General features: G+C 36.7%; 23 protein-coding genes. 9 read left to right on the forward strand and 14 right to left on the reverse strand.

Annotated features, from left to right (window positions below; translation table 11 throughout):
- The first annotated feature begins 254 nt into the window (after positions 1-254).
- Together JNUCC23_RS17530 and JNUCC23_RS17535 are read left to right on the forward strand one after the other, a co-directional pair.
- Positions 255-473, forward strand: coding sequence for a DUF1659 domain-containing protein (locus tag JNUCC23_RS17530; RefSeq protein ID WP_454212685.1), 219 nt, complete (start codon positions 255-257; stop codon positions 471-473).
- Positions 474-502: 29 nt separating this feature from the next.
- Entirely contained in the window at positions 503-721 is a 219-nt protein-coding gene (locus tag JNUCC23_RS17535) for a DUF2922 domain-containing protein (RefSeq protein ID WP_454212687.1), read from the forward strand.
- A 234-nt stretch (positions 722-955) separates the two neighbouring features.
- On the opposite strand, the gene JNUCC23_RS17540 is transcribed toward JNUCC23_RS17535, so the two are convergent.
- The 6 genes from JNUCC23_RS17540 to JNUCC23_RS17565 form a co-directional block, all read right to left on the reverse strand.
- Complete coding sequence (locus tag JNUCC23_RS17540; protein WP_062176285.1) at positions 956-1,651, reverse strand: ABC transporter ATP-binding protein; 696 nt, start codon at positions 1,649-1,651, stop codon at positions 956-958.
- The gene (locus JNUCC23_RS17545) at positions 1,648-2,460 is read right to left on the reverse strand and encodes an ABC transporter permease (RefSeq protein WP_454212689.1); all 813 of its coding nucleotides are present in this window, start codon (positions 2,458-2,460) and stop codon (positions 1,648-1,650) included. Before JNUCC23_RS17545 ends, JNUCC23_RS17540 begins: the two co-directional genes overlap by 4 nt.
- Positions 2,461-2,601: 141 nt before the next feature.
- The gene (locus JNUCC23_RS17550; RefSeq protein WP_403068552.1) at positions 2,602-3,120 is read right to left on the reverse strand and encodes a nitrous oxide reductase accessory protein NosL; all 519 of its coding nucleotides are present in this window, start codon (positions 3,118-3,120) and stop codon (positions 2,602-2,604) included.
- Positions 3,117-4,391 carry a right-handed parallel beta-helix repeat-containing protein gene (locus JNUCC23_RS17555; RefSeq protein ID WP_454212691.1) on the reverse strand — a complete coding sequence of 425 codons (1,275 nt, stop codon included), beginning with the start codon at positions 4,389-4,391 and terminating at the stop codon, positions 3,117-3,119. Before JNUCC23_RS17555 ends, JNUCC23_RS17550 begins: the two co-directional genes overlap by 4 nt.
- Positions 4,392-4,729: 338 nt before the next feature.
- Positions 4,730-5,191 (reverse strand): FixH family protein, encoded by a 462-nt coding sequence (locus tag JNUCC23_RS17560; RefSeq protein ID WP_454216123.1) that lies wholly within the window; start codon positions 5,189-5,191, stop codon positions 4,730-4,732.
- Positions 5,192-5,218: 27 nt separating this feature from the next.
- Positions 5,219-6,619, reverse strand: coding sequence for a PepSY-associated TM helix domain-containing protein (locus JNUCC23_RS17565; protein WP_454212693.1), 1,401 nt, complete (start codon positions 6,617-6,619; stop codon positions 5,219-5,221).
- Between the two features lie 674 nt (positions 6,620-7,293).
- Here JNUCC23_RS17565 and JNUCC23_RS17570 point away from each other — a divergent pair.
- Entirely contained in the window at positions 7,294-7,512 is a 219-nt protein-coding gene (locus JNUCC23_RS17570) for a DUF1659 domain-containing protein (protein ID WP_454212695.1), read from the forward strand.
- Between the two features lie 29 nt (positions 7,513-7,541).
- Positions 7,542-7,760, forward strand: coding sequence for a DUF2922 domain-containing protein (locus JNUCC23_RS17575; protein WP_062176269.1), 219 nt, complete (start codon positions 7,542-7,544; stop codon positions 7,758-7,760).
- A gap of 175 nt (positions 7,761-7,935) precedes the next feature.
- Here JNUCC23_RS17575 and JNUCC23_RS17580 read toward each other — a convergent pair whose 3' ends face one another.
- Complete coding sequence (locus JNUCC23_RS17580) at positions 7,936-8,814, reverse strand: radical SAM/SPASM domain-containing protein (protein ID WP_062176266.1); 879 nt, start codon at positions 8,812-8,814, stop codon at positions 7,936-7,938.
- A 327-nt stretch (positions 8,815-9,141) separates the two neighbouring features.
- On the opposite strand from JNUCC23_RS17580, the gene JNUCC23_RS17585 reads away from it, so the two are divergent.
- On the forward strand, positions 9,142-9,570 hold the full coding sequence (locus JNUCC23_RS17585; protein WP_454212697.1) for a hypothetical protein: 429 nt from the start codon (positions 9,142-9,144) through the stop codon (positions 9,568-9,570).
- A 162-nt stretch (positions 9,571-9,732) separates the two neighbouring features.
- Here JNUCC23_RS17585 and JNUCC23_RS17590 read toward each other — a convergent pair whose 3' ends face one another.
- Positions 9,733-9,846, reverse strand: coding sequence for a hypothetical protein (locus JNUCC23_RS17590; RefSeq protein ID WP_454212699.1), 114 nt, complete (start codon positions 9,844-9,846; stop codon positions 9,733-9,735).
- Positions 9,847-9,890: 44 nt separating this feature from the next.
- The gene (locus JNUCC23_RS17595) at positions 9,891-10,241 is read right to left on the reverse strand and encodes a hypothetical protein (RefSeq protein ID WP_454212701.1); all 351 of its coding nucleotides are present in this window, start codon (positions 10,239-10,241) and stop codon (positions 9,891-9,893) included.
- A gap of 109 nt (positions 10,242-10,350) precedes the next feature.
- On the opposite strand from JNUCC23_RS17595, the gene JNUCC23_RS17600 reads away from it, so the two are divergent.
- Together JNUCC23_RS17600 and JNUCC23_RS17605 are read left to right on the forward strand one after the other, a co-directional pair.
- A complete protein-coding gene (locus JNUCC23_RS17600; RefSeq protein ID WP_454212703.1) occupies positions 10,351-10,569 on the forward strand; it encodes a DUF1659 domain-containing protein in 219 nt (72 codons plus the stop codon).
- 29 nt (positions 10,570-10,598) lie between these two features.
- Positions 10,599-10,817: a DUF2922 domain-containing protein gene (locus JNUCC23_RS17605; protein ID WP_454212705.1), complete on the forward strand. Its 219-nt coding sequence runs from the start codon at positions 10,599-10,601 to the stop codon at positions 10,815-10,817.
- 113 nt (positions 10,818-10,930) lie between these two features.
- Here JNUCC23_RS17605 and JNUCC23_RS17610 read toward each other — a convergent pair whose 3' ends face one another.
- Positions 10,931-11,140 (reverse strand): hypothetical protein, encoded by a 210-nt coding sequence (locus JNUCC23_RS17610; protein ID WP_062176249.1) that lies wholly within the window; start codon positions 11,138-11,140, stop codon positions 10,931-10,933.
- 263 nt (positions 11,141-11,403) lie between these two features.
- Complete coding sequence (locus JNUCC23_RS17615; protein WP_454212707.1) at positions 11,404-14,487, reverse strand: efflux RND transporter permease subunit; 3,084 nt, start codon at positions 14,485-14,487, stop codon at positions 11,404-11,406.
- A 100-nt stretch (positions 14,488-14,587) separates the two neighbouring features.
- Between JNUCC23_RS17615 and JNUCC23_RS17620 the strand changes: the two genes are divergently transcribed.
- Positions 14,588-15,421, forward strand: coding sequence for a TetR/AcrR family transcriptional regulator (locus JNUCC23_RS17620; RefSeq protein ID WP_454212709.1), 834 nt, complete (start codon positions 14,588-14,590; stop codon positions 15,419-15,421).
- A 254-nt stretch (positions 15,422-15,675) separates the two neighbouring features.
- Here JNUCC23_RS17620 and JNUCC23_RS17625 read toward each other — a convergent pair whose 3' ends face one another.
- On the reverse strand, positions 15,676-16,056 hold the full coding sequence (locus JNUCC23_RS17625; protein ID WP_454212711.1) for a DUF1761 domain-containing protein: 381 nt from the start codon (positions 16,054-16,056) through the stop codon (positions 15,676-15,678).
- A 14-nt stretch (positions 16,057-16,070) separates the two neighbouring features.
- Complete coding sequence (locus JNUCC23_RS17630) at positions 16,071-17,012, reverse strand: AraC family transcriptional regulator (protein WP_454212713.1); 942 nt, start codon at positions 17,010-17,012, stop codon at positions 16,071-16,073.
- 258 nt (positions 17,013-17,270) lie between these two features.
- On the opposite strand from JNUCC23_RS17630, the gene JNUCC23_RS17635 reads away from it, so the two are divergent.
- Positions 17,271-18,065, forward strand: coding sequence for a histidinol-phosphatase HisJ family protein (locus tag JNUCC23_RS17635; protein WP_454212715.1), 795 nt, complete (start codon positions 17,271-17,273; stop codon positions 18,063-18,065).
- Between the two features lie 125 nt (positions 18,066-18,190).
- On the opposite strand, the gene JNUCC23_RS17640 is transcribed toward JNUCC23_RS17635, so the two are convergent.
- Positions 18,191-20,494: a glycoside hydrolase family 2 protein gene (locus JNUCC23_RS17640; protein WP_454212717.1), complete on the reverse strand. Its 2,304-nt coding sequence runs from the start codon at positions 20,492-20,494 to the stop codon at positions 18,191-18,193.
- Between the last annotated feature and the right edge of the window lie 10 nt (positions 20,495-20,504).

The following is a 20,504-nucleotide window of genomic DNA, read 5'->3' on the forward strand; positions in this document are numbered from 1 at the left end:
TCCACATTACCGTCAGCCATTCCCCCCCATCTATTTCCATTCAACCATAAGGGAACTGAATTATTCTGTCAATTTAAATAGTACATACACCGAATAAGACCGCAAGACTATAGCTCTAAGCGACCATTGAAGCGGATTCCTTTAACTCTCTAAAAAATTGAAATTCAATCTAGAATCCCTTTTAAAAACTTTTTTTACCCATGCTACTTTTTCCGTTTTAACTCTTATAAAGAAAGTGAAAGGAGGTGAGCAACGTGGCAATTGAAATTCTTGAAGCTGTAACGATCCGCTTAGAGTTTGAAACAGGCATGGATGAAAAAGGCATACCGATTGTGAAGCGTAAATCATTTTCCAATGTAAAAACAGATGCTGCTTCAGATGATATTTTAGCGGCAACTGAAGCAATCGCAGGGTTACAAATACACCCTCTCGCAAAAGTCGCTCAAATCGGGACAACTGTTCTATCTAATTAATTTTCTAAGGAAAGAAAGGGGTGAAGCAAATGGCAAAAACACTAGAATTATTGTTTCTAACCGAAGGTGGTAAATCAGCAACACTTTCTGTTACTGACCCAATTGAACCGGTTGACGTAGAAATTGTGAAAACCGCTATGGATACAGTCATAGCGAGCAATGTGTTCACAACAGCGTCCGGATCATTCATTAGCGCAAAAGGAGCAAGAGTTGTCGAGCGCAATGTGAGTGAATATGAAGTGAATTAATTAAAAGAGGCCGAGGCTGTCCTTTAATTAGGACAGCCTTGGTCTCTTTGTATAAAGTGACAATCAAGTTATTTAATTTTAAAATCCAAACAGGCATAACAATCGGGGCAACACTACGAGAACCGAATTTCACAGGTTTGCTAGCTGCAGGTAAAAGTACGGATTTTATCGGCAGCAGGGTATACAGGTGAAAAGTAGCTTTATCCACTTGAGGAAGGAGCGCTTAAGCTACTCTCATTGGCGATGAAGCTTCATCAACTTCATCGTCGTCTCTTCTATTTTGTTTTCATTATGGATTGTCTCAATGACTTCCCCTTGTTTCATAAATAGAATGACGTCACCCGTCTCAGCTGCTACATCCATCATATGTGTAGAAAAAACAATGATTGTGCCTTCTTTTTTAATCTGATTAAGAATTTCAACGAACCGATTTACCCAGTAGGGATCCAATCCGTTTGTCGGCTCATCTAATAACAAGACATTCGGTTTGGCTAAAATTGATTGACCGAATATTAGACGCTGCCTCATTCCCTTAGATAAGCTTTTTACTAACTCACGTTTTTTGTCAACTAGACCGATCAAATCGATTACTTCGTTTACTCGATCTTTTTTCACTTTCCGGAATGATCCATAAAAATTAAGGAACTCTTCAATCGTCATCATTTCCTGGGCATGGAAATCATCTGGCATAAAACCAATTTCGGTTAAATAATTCTCACGGTTTAAGATAATCCCTTTCCCGTTAATAGAGGTTGTGCCACTTGATGGAGAAAGGATACCAGCAATGATTTGCAGTAATGTACTTTTGCCGGCACCATTTCCACCGCATAAAACAACACAAATTCCCTCCGTTGCTTCAAAGGAACATGGATATAACGCTGTTTTTTTTTTATAAACTTTCGAGACATCTTCCACTTTTAATCCTGTCATCGCCTTTTCCTCCATTCCAGCATGAGCATCGAAAACAATAATGTAATTGCCATAAATCCAATAAAATATAAAATATAATTAAGGATTCCATAAGGTGGGTCTAAATAGGGCACAAGTGAATCATATGCTTGCCCAAAAACGGCTCCTCCATCAAGGTTTATGACTAAGGACACCCGAATAAATTCGGCTGGATTGGTAAATAGGGCTAGTTTCATTAACGGGGCAATCCATGGATAAGGGACCAAACCTAAAACACCAATTAACGCAGTCGGCCAAATCATGATTAAGAAAAACCAAATAATGACTGATATTGATAACGCCTGCCACCTTGTCGATACGATACATCCAAGTGTTATACCAAGGACGAGAAAGAAAAAAATTAGACTCATAGAAAAAAAGTAAATTGACAGAAGCCATTCACTAGAAAAACCATTTCCACTTACTAGTCCAATTGCCAAGCTAACTCCATAACTAAACGTAAACACGATCGCTTGAGCAGTGAATTGACCACCTATTTTCCCTGATATGTACGATATAGAAAATAAAGGATAGGTATTCAACAACCGCCATTGTCCATTTTCCATTTCATTGGCGATAGAAAAGGAACCAATGATCAACATGAAAAGCGGAATGATATATAAGGCAACATTGACCACAGTTCCAGTCATATTTGTATATCCAGATAAGGATGGAGCGCTACTTTGCACTAAAAATAAGAGAGAAAGTACAGTAACCCATAAGACTAAAAAAGAATAAAAAGATCGCTGTCGTATCGTCATGCGCAGTTCAGAGTGCCAAATATTCCACATCTTAATTCCTCTTTTCGAAAATTCTTCACCATAAATAGCTTTATTGTCTAAATTCAATCCACTAATTTCTTCCCATAGTATTAAATGAAGCTTTTGATAAGAAAAAGGGACCGTCCGAAAACGGAGCCGGCCCTCTATTTATTAATGAGAATGGCTATGATCATCTTTTGCACCGTCTGAATGTAAATGGTTCGCTTTGTCTTGCTTTTGCTTCCAATCATGGCCAGCTAAATCATTGGCAGTCATTATCGTACTGCCTTCATTTTCCGCAGCAAACTCTTCTGCAGTAGCCTTATCTTTAAATGATATTACATTATAAGCCATTGGCGTTTTAACCGATTGATTATATACATAAGTTGCATCGTCCACTAACATCCACTCTTTATCATGATAATCACGGACAAATTCAGCATCAATTTTTTCATTTTCATGTTTAGTTACCCATTCGTACATACAACCTACATCATCAAAAACCATAGATTTTCCGTTTTCCAAAATGATCTGGGTAGCATATTGGTTGTCAATAACAGCCATATTACATGTTTCACAAGTGTCCGTTGCTTCATTAATAGCAACTGGTTGCGCTTTATCATTTCCACACGCTGCAAGAATCATTATTAATCCTGCCAACACAATAAAACTAAACAGTTTTTTCTTCATCTTCTTTTCCTCCCAAATATAAATAGACTAAAACTGGATAAAATCATTACTACACTTATGATCCATAAACTAAAACTCGTTGATCTTTCTTTTTCGACTTCTATCGTCATGTTCATTAAAGGGGCTGAGTCTGTAAGCAATTGGTCAGCCGGGCTTTTCAATATATTTTGTAACAGGATAAGCCCTGGTGCTTGGAAAAATAGCTGATACTCTGGAACTGCGTTTGTCAAAGTAAGAAAATACGGATCAGCGCTATAGACAATTTCACTCTTGCCATCTCCATTTACATCAACCTTGCTTGCTGCATCCCAATAGTTCCCATTAACTTGATTATTTGCACTTTCTATTGCCTGTGCATCATTGACATTTCCAACAAATGTATTACGCATTATATTATTTCCGTTCGATTTTTTAAATTGTACCCCGATAAAATTGTCCTTGATTTTATTGGAATCTATTCGGTTATTTTCAGCCTCTTCAATAAAAATGCCTACACGATTGGAGATAAACTCATTTCCAATCACTTCAGTGTCAGTAGACAAATAAATTAACAGTCCTTGTGCATTCACACTTTTGTTATTTGACAAAAATTTATTATTACTAACGACTGTCCGCTTTGATTCCATTAACATTGTCCCTGTTATATTCGCTCTAGATGCATTTTCGTCAAGTACATTTTCATTTGAAAACATGAGATGCATACCGTAACGGGATATTTGGATATCATTCCTATGTATAGTATTCCCATTGCTTTGCTCCAAATAAATTCCATCCGTAACATTGGTAATTTTAAGATTTTCAAACGTATTCTGATTGGATTTCCATAAATCAATCCCATTGCCTTGCTTCCTGCCAACAATCTCGCTATCTTGGATCGTTACGCCATTCGCATTATCAAGTCTAATACCGAAACGCGTCGTCTCAATAGCAAGTCCCTCCAGTTTATGATTGGAACCAGTAACATAAATGGCTGTATCTTCTTTTTCATCTCCACAGTGTTCCACTTTAATATTTTTTAGAGTAACTGACTCACCGCTCATGGTAACTACCGGATCAGATTGACAAGATCGAAGAAGGACTTCACCTTTTCCTTTTAGGGTTATTGGCTTGGTAATTACCAATGTTTCCTCATACTCCCCCTCATTTAGTTCAATTGTGGCACCCTTTTGTGCCTCGTCGATTTTAGATTGTAAAGTGCCTTCTGCAACAGACACAGCGGGCATGAATAATGATAAAACGAGGAGAAACATTATGTAGTTCAATATTTTCATTGCTTTAGTGTCCTCGCTTTCATATAGATTTCCTTTAAGAATATTTAAGTTTAGAAGATAAAACAAGTAGACGCATGATAAAACATGTGAAAAATTGGTGAACTTGGTAGATTGCTGTCAAAACTAATGAACATACATGCACCATTGGACGAGATTCGTTCACCTGGAGCATTTCTAAAAGTAATTGAAAGACTTCTTTTCTATAAATATCAAGGGTGAAACTTTTCTCCTAAAAGAAAAAGGCAGGAATTTCCCCTGCCACTGTAACTGGATAACCGATAATAATGGGGGAAAATAAACCGGTGTTGTCATACATCTCTCTTATCTAAATCAATCGTTCAATGATGATGACCCTGATGATTGCTTTTCTTAACAGGCTCTTCTCTTAAAGCATTTATTTCCTCTTCTGAGACTTTCCCAACAATAAGTTGTTTTTTAGGCATGACATGAAGTCCTCTGGCATTGACATGAGTTTGAACATAATAGATTCCATCTTTACTAAACTGTTTAGAAACAGTATATGTTCCATTACCTGTAAAATCAGCTTGAAGCATTTCACTATCTTGAGTAGTAGCATTCCAAATTTCAAATTGAACATCTTGTGCATCATCTACATTGCTTGATCCCTGCGTTACATGAACTTTAAATATACATTCTTGGTTCAGTGAAACAGCATCAGATAGTATGATGTCCGCTTCAATCACTTGCATTTTTTCTTGAGAGGAACTGCTAGTTGCATTACATCCACTAATCATACAAACAAGTATAAATGCAGATAGTATGAAAATATATTTTCTCATGGTACTCAAATATCCTCTCTTCTTCTATTAATTTATCCATCCTCTTAACGGCTTAAATTTAGGTATAACAAAACGATCTAATAAAAACACCAAAATTATAGAAATACCAACTAACGGCATTACTATTCCTAATACAAGCATGATAAAAAATACAGTTCTAGTTAATTTCTTATCATGAACTTTAGAAGGAGCACCTAATTTACCAGAAGGTTTACGTTTTTTCCACATGATAAATGAACTAATGACCACCCCTATTAATCCCATACATACAATGAGACCAATGATTTGATTGGCTAATCCAAATAATCTTCCTTCATGTAATGCAATGCCGACTGTTATGGCCTTTGCCGTAATTCCATAATCGTTAAAGCGAACATCTGTTAATACCGCTCCACTGTATTGATCAATGTTTAATGTCGCATTATCTCCTGGTTTTGTATGGGAAGTTGTGACGGTATATACGCCTTTTTCTGACTGTGGCATAGATATGGTATAAGGCTTTGCCACCTTGTTATTTCCAGCAATATAAGAAACGTCTTCCAGTGAAATAGTCGAATAACTACTTGTTTTAGAAGAAGGCACTGCTAAATTTTCAGTTGCCCATGGTCCATCTTGTGCAACATCTTTCGTTCTAATGATAGACTCTGGTTTTGCATCCCAACTGTACGCATAAGGAGGAGTCCCTGTATTAGTAGCAGTAGCGAAACGGTTTATTTGTTCACCCATTACTCCTGACCATGGAAGCCCCGTCCCTATTAAAATCAAAACAAATATCGATAACCAAAAGGCAGGAACAGCGTGCATATCTCTCCAGAATATCCGGCCTTTCTTGTTGAATCTAGGTAGAATAGTCCCCCAGATAGACGCCTTATTTCTAGGCCACCATATATATAGACCAGTTATAAGCAAGATTACACACCAACATGCAGCAAGTTCCACCAAGCGGTTGGCGAATGTACCACCTATTATTAATTCGCTATGCAGCTTTTTAAATATCTCTGTAAATTTCTTTTCTGAATTTAGCGATCCAGTTATTGTACCTGTATATGGATCTACAAATACCGAAAGTGATTGGCCAGCATTAGAAATACTAATTTCTGATGTTCGTAATGGGTCATCATACGTTTTATACGAATTCACAATCCCTTCAGGGTACTTTTCTTTTACCAGACTTATCTGCTCTGAAGGAGAGATCAGAGATGAATGACTCTCCTTCACATAGTAGAGGTCCTGATATAACATTGATTCTATTTGTGGCTTGAATAAATATACCGCACCACTAAAAGCCAAAATAATTAAAAATGGGGAAAATATAAGTCCTGCGTAAAAGTGCCATCTCCAAACAATTCGATAAATAGAGGTCTTGTTACGTTTACTTTCCTTTTCATTATGCTTTTCAGGTACTTCATTAAGTTTTAATGCTTCCATATCTCTTCTCCCTTTATATTAGTCCAACAAATTCTACTAATTGGCTTTATGTTACGATAGATGATTCATTTACACGCATATTGCTTTTTATCACATTCTAAAAATTACAAATATTCATGTTCGAACCGTGTTAAAATTTGTTATTATTGTTTTCTCAACAACATTAGACACCTCCAAACTTTTTCGATTTATATCCTATAATTACTCCCATCTAATGCACCCGTGAATTTAATAAAGTACCATTATCAGTGTACTCTTTTGGATACCATCGATTTAAATCTCATATTAACTGATTTTAATTTTTGATAATTGTAAATAACGGTACATCTTGTTAATCTATAACATTTTTTAATAATCTATTAATAAAACCCCTTATATAACACCATTTTTTTAAAATTAAATTCGGGTTGTGAGTATAAATGTTATATAAATGCTAGTCGCTTTTGTAAGACAATATAGCTCTTTAATTTTAAAACCACAAACACGCATAACCCTGTTCTGATTTTAGAACGGGGTTAAAACAAAGTTAGTTATTTTCAAATGTAAAAACCGCCCCTTTTCCATAGAAAAGTCGGGATACAATCACTCAATCTAGAAACCCTTTTAAAAACTTTTTCCCGTTGCTACTTTTTATCTTTTACCGCTTATAAAGAAAGTGAAAAGTGGTGAGCAACGTGGCCATTGAAATTCTTGAAGCTGTAACGATCCGCTTAGAATTTGAAACGGGTTTGGACGAAAAAGGCATACCAATTGTGAAGCGTAAATCATTTTCCAAGGTAAAAACAGATGCTGCTTCAGATGATATTTTAGCGGCAACTGAAGCGATCGCAGGGTTACAAATGCACCCTCTTGCAAAAGTCGCTCAAATCGGGACAACTATTCTATCTAATTAATTTTCGAAGGAAAGAAAGGGGTGAAGAAAATGGCAAAAATACTGGAATTATTGTTTCTAACCGAAGACGGTAAATCAACAGCACTTTCCGTTGCTGATCCAATTGAACCGGTTGACGTAGAAAAAGTGAAAACAGCTATGGATACAATCATAGCGAGCAATGTGTTCACAACAGCGTCCGGATCATTCATGAGCGCGAAAGGGGTAAGAGTTGTCGAGCGCAATGTGAGTGAATATGAAGTGAATTAATTAAAAGAGGCCGAGGCTGTCCTGTAATTAGGACAGCCTCGGCCTCTTAATACGATCTAACATAATCATTTTCTAATGATTCGTTTTATTTTCCAAGCATTTCGCGTTATATCTAAATGAGATAATGAGTTGGAATGACTTCATCTAACTTACTAAATCCTAGCCATTCGCCTATCTATTTTCCAAACCTTTTACGATATCCGCATTTTCTACATAGCTCTTCCACTGCCACTCTTCGTGAAAAACCATCTACAAGGTTTTTTGCTCGATCCATCTCGATAATATCAGAAAATGAATCATCATTAATATTTCCAAGGTTGATCACTCCCTCACCATCTAGACAACAAGGAATAACAGTTCCATTTGCTAAAATACCTGCTTGATTTCGCATGCCATAGCAGAAGCCCTTCCCATCATCTTCTTCTTCATGTAACGCAGGCCACTGAAACTCGTAATCTTGATTGATGAAGATGCGGTCCGCAATTTTCACGCCGCTTCCTGGTACGACCTTCTCTTCAATTTTGTAGTCTAAATCAAATTCTTTCTCAATCATTTCTAGTAATTCTCTGTTTCGTTTTCTTTCAATATTCGTCGTATTGTCTTGTGTAAGGTTCCATAATCTCAGGGAAACAATCATTTCTGATTGACTCGTTGCTTCTTTAATAAACGAAAGGATACTTTTCACATACCCTTCCTTATCTTTAGAACCAATATGGCCATCAAAGCTATGGAGTGAAAAATTCATTTGTCTTAGCGCAGGCTTATTTAATAATTTTTCTCTCTTTTTATTAATTAATGTTCCATTGGTTGTAATATTAACTTTAAACCCTTTTTCATGACTTACGTCTAACAATTGGCCTATTTTAGGATGGAGCAATGGCTCACCTTTTACATGTAAATAAATGTAGTCTGTGTGCGGTTTAATTTGGTCTAATCTCTTAGAAAAGTCCTCCACAGAAATGAATTGCTTCTGCCGTTCTGTTGGCGGACAAAAGCTGCATGCAAGATTACATACACTTGTAATCTCTAAGTAAAACTTCTTAAATTTTTTCACGATCAATTCCTCACTTCTTTGACTACTTAGAACAGGATGAACGATTGTTCTATCACTATTACAGCATACTTGCTCCCAAATAGAAACATGCTTATTCAAGGAAACTACCGTTACCATTTTTCTGTTTAACAGAATGCACTTGTGTTTTACCTAGATATTGTGAAGCATAGAAGTGATGATGGTTCTATAAACAAAATGATAGTAGAGAGTTGTTTGTTACCCATTAATGAAACTTATAACTCATTGAGAACGTATCAATATTAAGACTGTTGTCGCTTAACTGACTGGATATTTACGTTAAATGGGGCTTGTGAGGAGGCGAAAGAATTGATTTACAATGCAAAAACCCAAAGAGGTGTTTTAGGATTTTTATTGGCGATAACAGTATCGTCAATAAAAATGAATTATTTTTCCGTAGGATTATTTTACTTTCAAATATTATTAACTGTATTTATTCTTGTAGCAATCTTTATCCAATTTAAGTTTAAGATAGATGACGGTTATTTGACATATCAAATATTATTTTTGACAATGCCTATCTACAAACAAGTAATATATCCCAATCAAATAATTCAGATGAAGTTTAAACGTTTCAGTTGGGTTACCAAAGGGGTTATTATACAAGTGAAAAAAGGATTTAGCATTAGAGCTGTTAATTTTGTTCCCCACAACCTATTTGCAGATTTAATTGATTTTGCTAATGAATACGGTATATCAATATCTAAAACAAAAGAGTATTTGGTTTTAGAAAAATAAAGATTTTTGTTCAGCTAACGGGGTGCGTTAGCTGAACAAGAATACCACAAAAAGGACCCTAAATAGGTCCTTTTTCTTTATTAATGGATTATCAACAATATTATTTAACAGAGTCATGTAATTAAAAGTGCCTCTTCTATTGAAATAATAAGTGGAGTAACCTTAGCCGACTTTTAGTAATAAAAATCGAGACAAAACTTTATTCACTTTATTTTTATATCTATCAAATACAGTTGTAAGATATCGAACAAAGAGTTCAATTACTATACGGGTCACCCAGCCGCCATACTTTGTTGCGAGATGCAGCGGTTAACCTATTTTTAGGATAGAGTACCTGTTTTAAGTTGGCTAAGCTCTTCGCTTTTCAACAAACGCTTTACAAAGAAAATGAACAGAAACAAGGAAAACACGACCGACACGGCACTGACAGTGAACAATACTTGGTAGCTCGTGTACTGGGAAACCCAACCTAATATGATTGCACCTAGTTCGATTCCGAGGTCAGTAGCAGTCGAAAATGAAGCATTGGCTACCCCTACAAGACGGATCGTTGCCGCTTGAAGAGCAGGTTGCGCGGAACCGAAACCAATCCCGTACATAACCGCCGAAATGATCACGCCGAACAAATTGGTAGAGAAACTCAAGACATTCAAAGCCGAAACCGTAATCACTAGTGCAGGTATAATGACAAACGTCTCACTGTACCGGTCTGAAAGTTCCCCCCCGATACTACTTTTTCCGTTTTAACTCTTATAAAGAAAGTGAAAGGAGGTGAGCAACGTGGCAATTGAAATTCTTGAAGCTGTAACGATCCGCTTAGAGTTTGAAACAGGCATGGATGAAAAAGGCATACCGATTGTGAAGCGTAAATCATTTTCCAATGTAAAAACAGATGCTGCTTCAGATGATATTTTAGCGGCAACTGAAGCAATCGCAGGGTTACAAATACACCCTCTCTCAAAAGTCGCTCAAATCGGGACAACTATTCTATCCAATTAATTTTCTAAGGAAAGAAAGGGGTGAAGAAAATGGTAAAAACACTGGAATTATTGTTTCTAACCGAAGGCGGTAAATCAGCAACACTTTCCGTTGCCGATCCAATTGAACCGGTTGACGTCGAAAAAGTGAAAACGGCTATGGATGCAGTCATAGCGAGCAATGTGTTCACAACAGCGTCCGGATCATTCATTAGCGCAAAAGGAGCAAGAGTTGTCGAGCGCAATGTGAGTGAATATGAAGTGAATTAATCAGATGAGACCGAGGCTGTCCTGTCTTTAGGATAAGCCTCGGTCTCTTTTCAATAAAAATAGCGCCAACTTCTATTTAATAGAAATCGGCACTTCGTTTATTTGCTATACGTTTAGCGTGACGCTTTTGTCGGTTGGCACACTTCACATTTACGTTGGTTATTATTTTTAAATTTCGTAAATGTTTTTTCAAAATTGCTACCACATGCACATTTAAATAGTAACTTTTGCGAAAAACCGTGATATTCCGTCGATAGTAACTTACTTTCCGAATTGTTCGCAACAAATTCTTTAATCTTACTGATCGTCCATCGTTTATTCATTCTCTAACACCTCCATATTTACGCTTTAGCGGAGGCTTTTCTTGGCATCCGTTCAATTATGAGCAAAAGTCGTAACTATCCTAAGTTTCTCATTATAGCATGAGCTGACACACAATTAAACAGGTCGTTATTTTGAACGCATACTAAGCGTCATTCCAAACTGACGTAGCATGTTTGATCTACCTGTTCGTATTAAATTTAGTCCCCCTCAAATTGGGGTTTAAAAAGCCCTACAAGATCATGTTCTTGTAGGGCTTAAACCATTAGTTCTCTTCTACTTCTTTACGGTTTTTCTTGAATAGCTTCGATAAGATTTCATAAACGATTGGTACAACAATTAACGTTAATAACGTCGAACTTGCTAGACCACCGATTACTGTAATACCAAGGCCTTTGGAGATCAATCCACCGCCGCCTGAGCCAATCGCTAATGGGATTAATGCACCGATCGTTGCGATTGCGGTCATGAGGATTGGACGTAGACGCGTTACGCCAGCTTCAAGAATCGCTTCACGCATATTCATACCATCACGTTCCATATGAATAATACGGTCTACAAGTACAATGGCATTCGTTACAACGACACCGATTAACATTAATAGACCCATCATAACAGAGACTGAGATCGTTTCACGGCCGATTAATAAACCAACAAATGAACCAATTACTGCAAATGGTAACGAGAATAGGATTGCAAATGGCGCGACACCTTCACGGAATGTGACCACAAGGATGAAGTACACAATCGCAATTGCTGCAGCCATGGCTACACCTAGTTGTGTAAATGTTTCAGTCATGTCTGCCGTTACACCAGCAACATCCACTGTAACACCTTTAGGTAAATCTAATTGATCAATCTCTTTATCTACTTTAGCTGTTACTTTGGAAATATCATCACCAATGATTTTCCCTGAAACCGTTGCGTAGTATTCACCTTTACTACGTGCAAGTGTATTTAAAGTTGTCCCTTTCTTCACGGTTACAAGCTCAGAAAGTGGCATTGTATTGCCTTGCGCTACCGGTACTGGTGTTGCTAAAATATCATCGATTGATTCTGGTTGTGCAGCTTGTTCTTGCTGAACAATTACATCTAATGTATCACCATTTTTTTCAACCGTTGTTAAAACATCTTGTGTTTTTGCTGGGCTTAACATCATGACGAGTTGCCCTGTTGTTAACCCATACTGTAGCAATTCATCTTGTGCTACGTTGAACGTATATTCAACATAGGCATCTTCTGCACTTGAAGAAACATCTTTTAAACCGTCCGTTTTCTTCATTACGCCTTCTACTTGTTTTACCGTTTCATTTAGTTTATCTAGATTTTCACTATAAAATGAGTAGCTTACTTCATTTGTCGACCCCGACATAGATGAGAAGTTCTGGCTCTTCCATTCGCCTGTTTGACCAATGTTCGTCACATACTTTTCAATTTCTGTGCGAACCTCTGGGAAGTTATCCATTTCCGGGTCAAAGATTAGGTACATTAATCCGCCGCCTGCTCCGCCACCCATCATTGCTGACATCTGATCGCCACTATCTGTTACAGAAACTTGAACAATATCAATATCATCACGTTTAAGTAACTTCTCTTCGACAACATGAATATTTGCTAATGTATCATCCTTAAGCTCGCCTGCTTTTGGTGTGTACGTTAAGTACATCACTTTATCTTCTTCACTACCCATGAAACTAAAGCCGATTAAAGGCGTTAACGCCAAACTACCAGCTAATAAAACAATCGCAATTAGGGAAGTAATCACTTTATGATTCAGTGCCCGATTAAGGACCCCTTTGTACCATTTCGCTAATTTACCAGCCTCTTTATGGCTACTTTCGGTTTTTTCACCATATAACTTCTTCTTAAATAAGAAGTGAGATAGTGCCGGAACGATTGTAATCGCAACAATTAATGAAGCAAAAAGCGCAAACGCCATTGTTAATGCGAACGGCATGAATAGCTCGCCGACCATACCACCAACGAAGATAAGTGGCGCAAATACCGCAACTGTTACTAATGTAGATGACATGATTGGTTTGAACATTTCAATTGTCGCTTCACGTACAAGTGCGCGACCTGTTAACTTCTCTTCTTTTAAATGTAAACGACGATAAATATTTTCAACGACTACGATGGAGTCATCAATTACCCGACCGATGGCAACCGTAATCGCACCAAGTGTCATAATATTTAGCGTAATATCCATCCAGTTTAATATCAGTAAAGCCATGAAAATTGAAACGGGAATCGATACGATCGAAATAATCGTTGATTTAAAATCACGTAGGAATAGAAGAATAATTAATACGGCAATTAAACCACCAAATAACGCTTTTTCAATCATCGTTGAAACGGATTTTTCAATTGGTGCACCTTGGTCAAGCGTTACATCGATGACAAGACCATCGTATTTTGCCTTTTCTTCTTTCACTAACTTCTTCACACTGTTTACAACATCAACAGTGTTTGCTTGTTGCCCTTTGACAATTTGAATCGCAATAGCCTCTTTGCCATTTGTACGTGAAACGGATTGTACTTTACCAACTACATCAATGGTAGCAATATCGCTCAATTTCACAAATGGTGACGGACTTGCAGCTGTTGGTGTTACCGGAATAAGCATATTCTTTAATTCATCAGCTGTCATGAACTTACCGTCGATTGCTACGGCTTGTTCTCCTGCTTTAAACTCGTAAAGCCCTAGTGAAACTGCTACATTACTCGCTTGAATCATTTGCTTTACTTGATCTTCTGTTAAGCCGAGTTCAGTCATTTTTGCTTTGTTATACGTAAGGTCTACTTCTTCAATATGCTGACCTGTAATCGCTGCCGACGCAACACCATCGATTTTCTCGATTTTTGGCAGTAAACTTTCCTCTACCGTTGACGTTAATTCAACAATATCTTCTTTTGAACTACTTACACTTAAGGCAACAACTGGCATCATGTTCATGCTAATCGCTGTAGTTGTCGGCTCTTGTGCTCCTTCTGGTAATTTCACTGCATCTAACGCAGATTGCAAGGCACGTTTCGCCTCGTCCATATCCACACCGTATTCGTATTCCACTTGAATACTTGCCATGTTAGAATAGGAATTTGAATAAACGGATTTCACGTTTTCAAGGTTTTCTACCGCTTTCTCTATCGGCATGGACACATCTTCCATTACTTTTTCAGGAGTTGCTCCAGGATATACATCCATGACCATTAAGTAAGGAATCGAAATATTAGGGATCGTCTCCATATTCATTTTCGTACCTGAATAAATACCAGATACCGTAATGATAATAGTAAGTAGCCATACTGCTAGTTTATTCTTTAAGACAAAATTGACTAACCCTTTCACTATTACACCCACCTTAAATTGACTTATCAAGCTCATTTCTTTATAGTAATGACTAGTCAGTCATTTGTCAACGATAGGGTATCTAGGAGCGATATAAATAATGATTAAGAAACAATTAATTATGGAAAAGGCGTTAGATCTTTTTGCAAAGCAGGGCTTCGAAGCCACTTCTGTTCAACAAATAACAGAACATTGCGGGATTTCCAAAGGTTCTTTTTACTTATCTTTCAAGTCAAAAGACGAATTGATTTTAGCATTGATTGATCATTTCATGATGCAAATCACTTCTGATATTGACTATACGGTCAGAAACACAAATGATGATAAAAAACTTTTATACGAATTTTATTACACCATGTTTCATACGTTTCATAAGCATTCTGATTTCGCCAAAATTCTTATTAAAGAGCAAATACAGTCATTCAATGAAGTACTAATCGAAAGAATGCATAACTATAATCAATTAAACGAGAAAATTATCTTATCAATGATTGAACGTTTATATAGAGAAGAAGTCGAACTGATCAAATATGATTTAATTTATTGTATCAAAGGCTTCATGAGTACTTATTTACAGTTATTTTTATTCTATAACGTACCGTTAGATTTAGAGTTACTGTCTCAATCCCTTGTGGAAAAAACAAATTTACTAGCAAGACATACTACCGTCCCATTTATTTCACAAGAGCTTATCGAAATGATTAACCAGCCAATGACTGAAGAAATAACGAAGGAACAAATTCTCGAAATCATGGAGAAAAAAATTGAAGAAATTGATGAGTCGATTGAAAAAGAATCGTTAATCCTACTAAAGCAGCAGCTTCTGGAACCAACTTTAAGTCCTGCTATTGTGAAAGGATTACTAGAAAATATTCGAAATCATCCTCATTGTAAATGGATTTCGTATTTACTTCGTCGTTATTATGAATTTTAAAGACTAAGAAAGACAGAACGCATTAACTTTCATGCATTCTGCCTTTCTTTACTTATAAATTAGGAAATAACTGAATATCATAAAGCGCCAATTAGGTTGGATAAATAGATAATTTGTTGTCGTTAAGTATTATGGATTTCATGCCTAATAGGCGCTTATCCTTAAAAAGGAAAGCGCCTAGTTTTAGAACGAACCATTGACTGATTTGTAGCTAATTACCCTATCAAAACCTACAACAATTGTTTCTGATATTATTATAAAAGACCGTGCAGCGCTCCTAGTAACGTAAAAATGATAAGGTGGTCGCCTATAACAAGTAAAAAAGCTTTTTTCGTTACAAGTCCAAATAATGTATTTTTCAAATAAACAATCGTAATGAGGATCCCAATGATAATACCTACAGCTGCCCCCTCTATTAATCCTTCAGCGCTAGAGACTTGGACGAGTAGGGCAACAAAAAATGAACTAATAAATGCAACGATAACTGAGATAATATATTTCAATGGGCCTTCACTTTGCCCACCCTCTTTATTCTTCCCTAGTAATATCGAATAATAGATGGTTCCATATATCATGTACAAGAATCCACCTGCGATAATTGCCATATAATGAAGTTCACTCACATTAAATAACATATAATTCCTCCGGTCTATTTTGGTTCAATGGCTAAAGCTATTGCACTGATTTTACAAGTAAGAGTTAATGTGCCCCTTACTTCTTCAATTACAACAAGTTCAATCGGATTTCCTAAATACTTGTAGCCACTCTTGGGCAGCCAAAAGCTATACAACTCTGAGTAACACTCTATCAGTTTACTTCTTTCACGATAACTGACAGGTTCGTCAAACTCATACAACACATATTTCCCACCACTAAAAGGATATACTTCTTCGTCATCCTGTCTGACATCTTCACCATGAGGAATGGTTATACGACAATCGTAGCGACTTTTTTCTGGAGGTGTGATATACGGATTGTTCCTTGGGACACCGAAGATCATTGTATTTTGTTTGATTAACCCTCGCACACTTGACCATCGATAAATATCTTCCCATGCGTCTGGTATTCCATTCATGTAAGAGCCAATATTATGCCTGTTAACAGTTGTGCACGCTGGAAAATGTACGATTTTCACTTTTGATAAGTCTAGCCACTTAAATTCAGTATAAGGGTTTTGATCATTTTCTACTTTCGTATTTGTGCTTAAAAGTTTAGATTTCTTGCTATCATACTCTCTGGGGAATCGTTCTAAATAAGCACCATCTCGCCACCGTTTAGGACTCATATTAAAATATGCTTTAAATGAATAAGTGAAGTATGATAGAGATGCAAAACCGCATATGTACGCAATTTGAGTAATCGGGATCTGCTGTTCATATATCAACATATGTGCAGCATTCTCAAGACGAAGACGTTTCACATAGCCAGCCGGTGTTTCGCCAATGATCCCTTTAAACAATCGTTGAAAATGAAAAGGAGAATACGTAGATACTTTAGCTAACTGGTCTAGCGAAAGATTTTCATCTATATGATCTTCAATAAACTCCACTACTTTATTTATTTGCTTTCGCTGCGCTTTGTCATAATTCATTGTGTTTCCTCCATTACATTTCTAAATGAATTTGAGTACAGTTATCATCACATAAACCATATCATGTTCTACGATCCTTCGTTCCAAAATTGATACAAATATAAGGATTAATTGGAGTCACAAGTATACTGCGTTCTTTCCCCCATGTACGAATCTCCTAACAATTTCCTCAATTAAGTATACATCCTTCATTGCCACGTACTGTTTCTTTTGCTAGAATCATGTATCATTAGTCATGAACGGAGAGGATGCCCTGCTATGCATTTAATCGATTATCATCACCATACAAATCATTCGTTTGATTCTACCGCTTCCATGAAAGATGTATGTAAAACCGCCATTGAGAAAGGAATCAGAGAAATTTGTTTCACGGAACACTTTTCGGTTAACCCCCTTGCTCCCACTTATGGTCATATGAATTTCACACATTATTTTAACGAGATCGAGGAATGTCAAGAAATATACGGCAATCACTTGGTTATCAAAGTTGGAATTGAACTTTGTGAACCACACCTGCTTAAACAGGAATATGAAGCGGCACTGTCACCGTTGGATTTAGATTTCATCTTAGGGTCTGTACATAATATTAACAACCTTAAATTACGTAGATTTTTGGAGAATAAGGATACCTATTTAGCGTATCAAAGCTATTTTGAAGAAGTGTACAAGATGGTTTGTTCAGCAGATATAGATGTGATTGCACATTTAGACTTACTGAAACGCTATGCCGTCAAAACGATTGGCATGTATCATTTTGAAGATCACAAAGAGATATTAGAAGCGATTTTAATGAAGGCGATCAAACGAAACATTGGCATTGAAATTAATACTTCAGGACTTAGAGGAAACTTGAAGCAAGCTCTTCCTTCTATTAATATCGTACAACTTTATAAAGATTTAGGTGGCGAAATTCTAACAATCGGTTCTGATTCTCATTTTGCGGACGCCGTTGGTTCGAATTTTGAGGATGCTGTTGATATGGCGATACAATGTGGTTTTACATCGATATTCACTTTTGAGCGTCGAAAGCCGATTGCGATAAATCTCGTATAAGCGGAAAAAGAGTTGCCCATGTAAGCAACTCCTTTTCCACTTATTCACATCTTTCACGTTGCTAGGAGCGTACTGTTACTTACAGATGCTGATCCACGAATCTTCCACTCGTAATTACGCTTCAATTATGACTTTTTAATTTGTGTTAGTTCTTTATTTAGTCGATACATCAATTTTTCATTGAACAAGTCTTCGTCCATAGACGCGATGAAATCCAACTGCATTCCCTGTGCCATTCCAAACATTGGGTGTTCTGAGAAATTACCTAAATATTTTTCAAGGACGGCTTTCGCTTCTTCATTTTCCATAAGATCTTTAAATGTGTCAGCTGTTGAATACACATCATCAGTAATGTGAATTTCTTCAACTTCATCATCATCACCTAGATCAGGCATTTGGAACCAGTTTGCTACTAGTCCACCTGTTTCCGCTTCAGGAGCCTCATAACTTGGGTTAGGTTCTGTCACTTTGTTAAACTTAGCTACATCTTGTAATTCAACACCATCATGGTTCGAAATAATTTTGATCTCGTTCATGCCATCTTGTAATTCAATATGTTCAAAAGTAAAGGTTCTATGACCTGATTTCGTTTCTAATTCTTTCCCGTTTACATAAAGCGTGAGTTCCTCACAATTCGAATACACTTTAACAGAAATGGCGCGATCAGCGCGATCGATATAGCGTTTGCTTGTAATATGCACGAATTTTTCATCTGACCAATTTGCTTTATACATATAAAACGCGTCTTTTTTAATCTTACGATCGTATGTGATCAACCCTTTGTTATTTCTTCCCTTAACGCCGCCTTCATCTCTTATATTGGCACCGAAATCAAACATATTCCATACATATGTGGACCAGAGGTAAGGACGTTCCGAGAAAATTTTCCAAACCTTTTCATGATAGAGCGTATGGTATTCTTCCGTATAGTCTTTTACTTTCGGATCATTGCTATGATATTGTAAAATACCCTCTGCCCCGTATTCTGAAATCCCTAATTTCACCGTAGGATTCGTCTTATGGAATCCATCAAGCCAACCGGCAAAATCTTCTGCTTTGCCTTGATACCAACCATAATATTTATTATAGCCAACGATATCTGTCATATAGTTATAATCATCTTTATCTGGCACGAACATCACATTCGCCATTGTCGTTAATCTTGTTGGATCTTCATTTTTTGTTAGCTCATTTAATTCTTTCACAAGTTTTCTAAGTTCTGGTCTTTCACCACTAATTTGGATTTCATTTTGAATTCCCCAGAACATAATTGATGGATGGTTAAAGTTTTGTCTAATTAATTCAATCATTTGTTGTTTGGCATTTATTCCTTCTAATTCCGTTTTTGACATCACAGAAATAAATGGAATTTCAGCCCAGATAACCATTCCTTCTTGGTCACATAAATCATAGAAATATTGGTCATGTTGATAGTGAGCTAATCTAATTGAAGTCGCCCCTACCTCTTTAATTAAGTCCATATCTTCTTCGTGTTCTTTTTTAGTAATTGCCCAGCCCATATCTTTGCGATCTTGATGTCTTGAAACACCATTTAAAGCAAGATGTTCACCGTTTAAGAAGAAACCTTTTTCAGCATCCACTTCAAAGTATCTTACTCCGAAAGGAATCGATAGCTCATCTACAGTATCGTTAAAGCTCTGCAAAGATACTTTTGCTTCATACATATACGCATTTTTTCTACCATTCCATAATGTTGGGTTATCGATCACAACTGGCACTTCAACTTCTTTTGTTTCACGTGAAGCTAGCACGACTTCTTTTGCAGCATAAGCTACTGTTTTTCCTTGTACATCTACTAAATCGACCCACAGTCTTACTTTCTTTTCTTCTTCATGATCATTGACTACTTTAGATTTAATCGTTAATGAAGCCTTCTCTTCGTTTACTTCTTCTTGAATGACATAGATTCCTTGTGAACCATAGTCCATTAAATCAAAGTGAACATGATTAGCAATCACTAGATTTACATCACGATAGATCCCACCGTAAAAAGTAAAATCGGCCATTTGTGGATAAACATCATCAACAACAGTATTATCTACCTTTACAGCTAGTGTGTTCTTCGTTCCAAATTGAATCACATCACTTATATCAAATCTAAAAGTAGAATAACCGCCTTTATGTTGTCCCAGATGTTGGCCATTCATATAAACATCCGTAATACTGTTAGAGCCGTTGAACTCAATATATACTTTATTCCCTTTTGCTAATGTATCTACGACAAACTCTTTTCGATACCAACAAGCCCCTTTATAAAAATCAAAGCCATTTGCTCCATCAATAGCGTTCCATGTGTGGGGTACATGAACAACTTCCCAGCTTTCATCATTATAAGCTTGGTCCATTGCTTGTCCTTCATCTTGCTTTATAAATTTCCATTCATCATTCATATTAATAATTTTTCTCATTGTAATTCCT

Source organism: Peribacillus sp. JNUCC 23 (genome assembly GCF_053653995.1).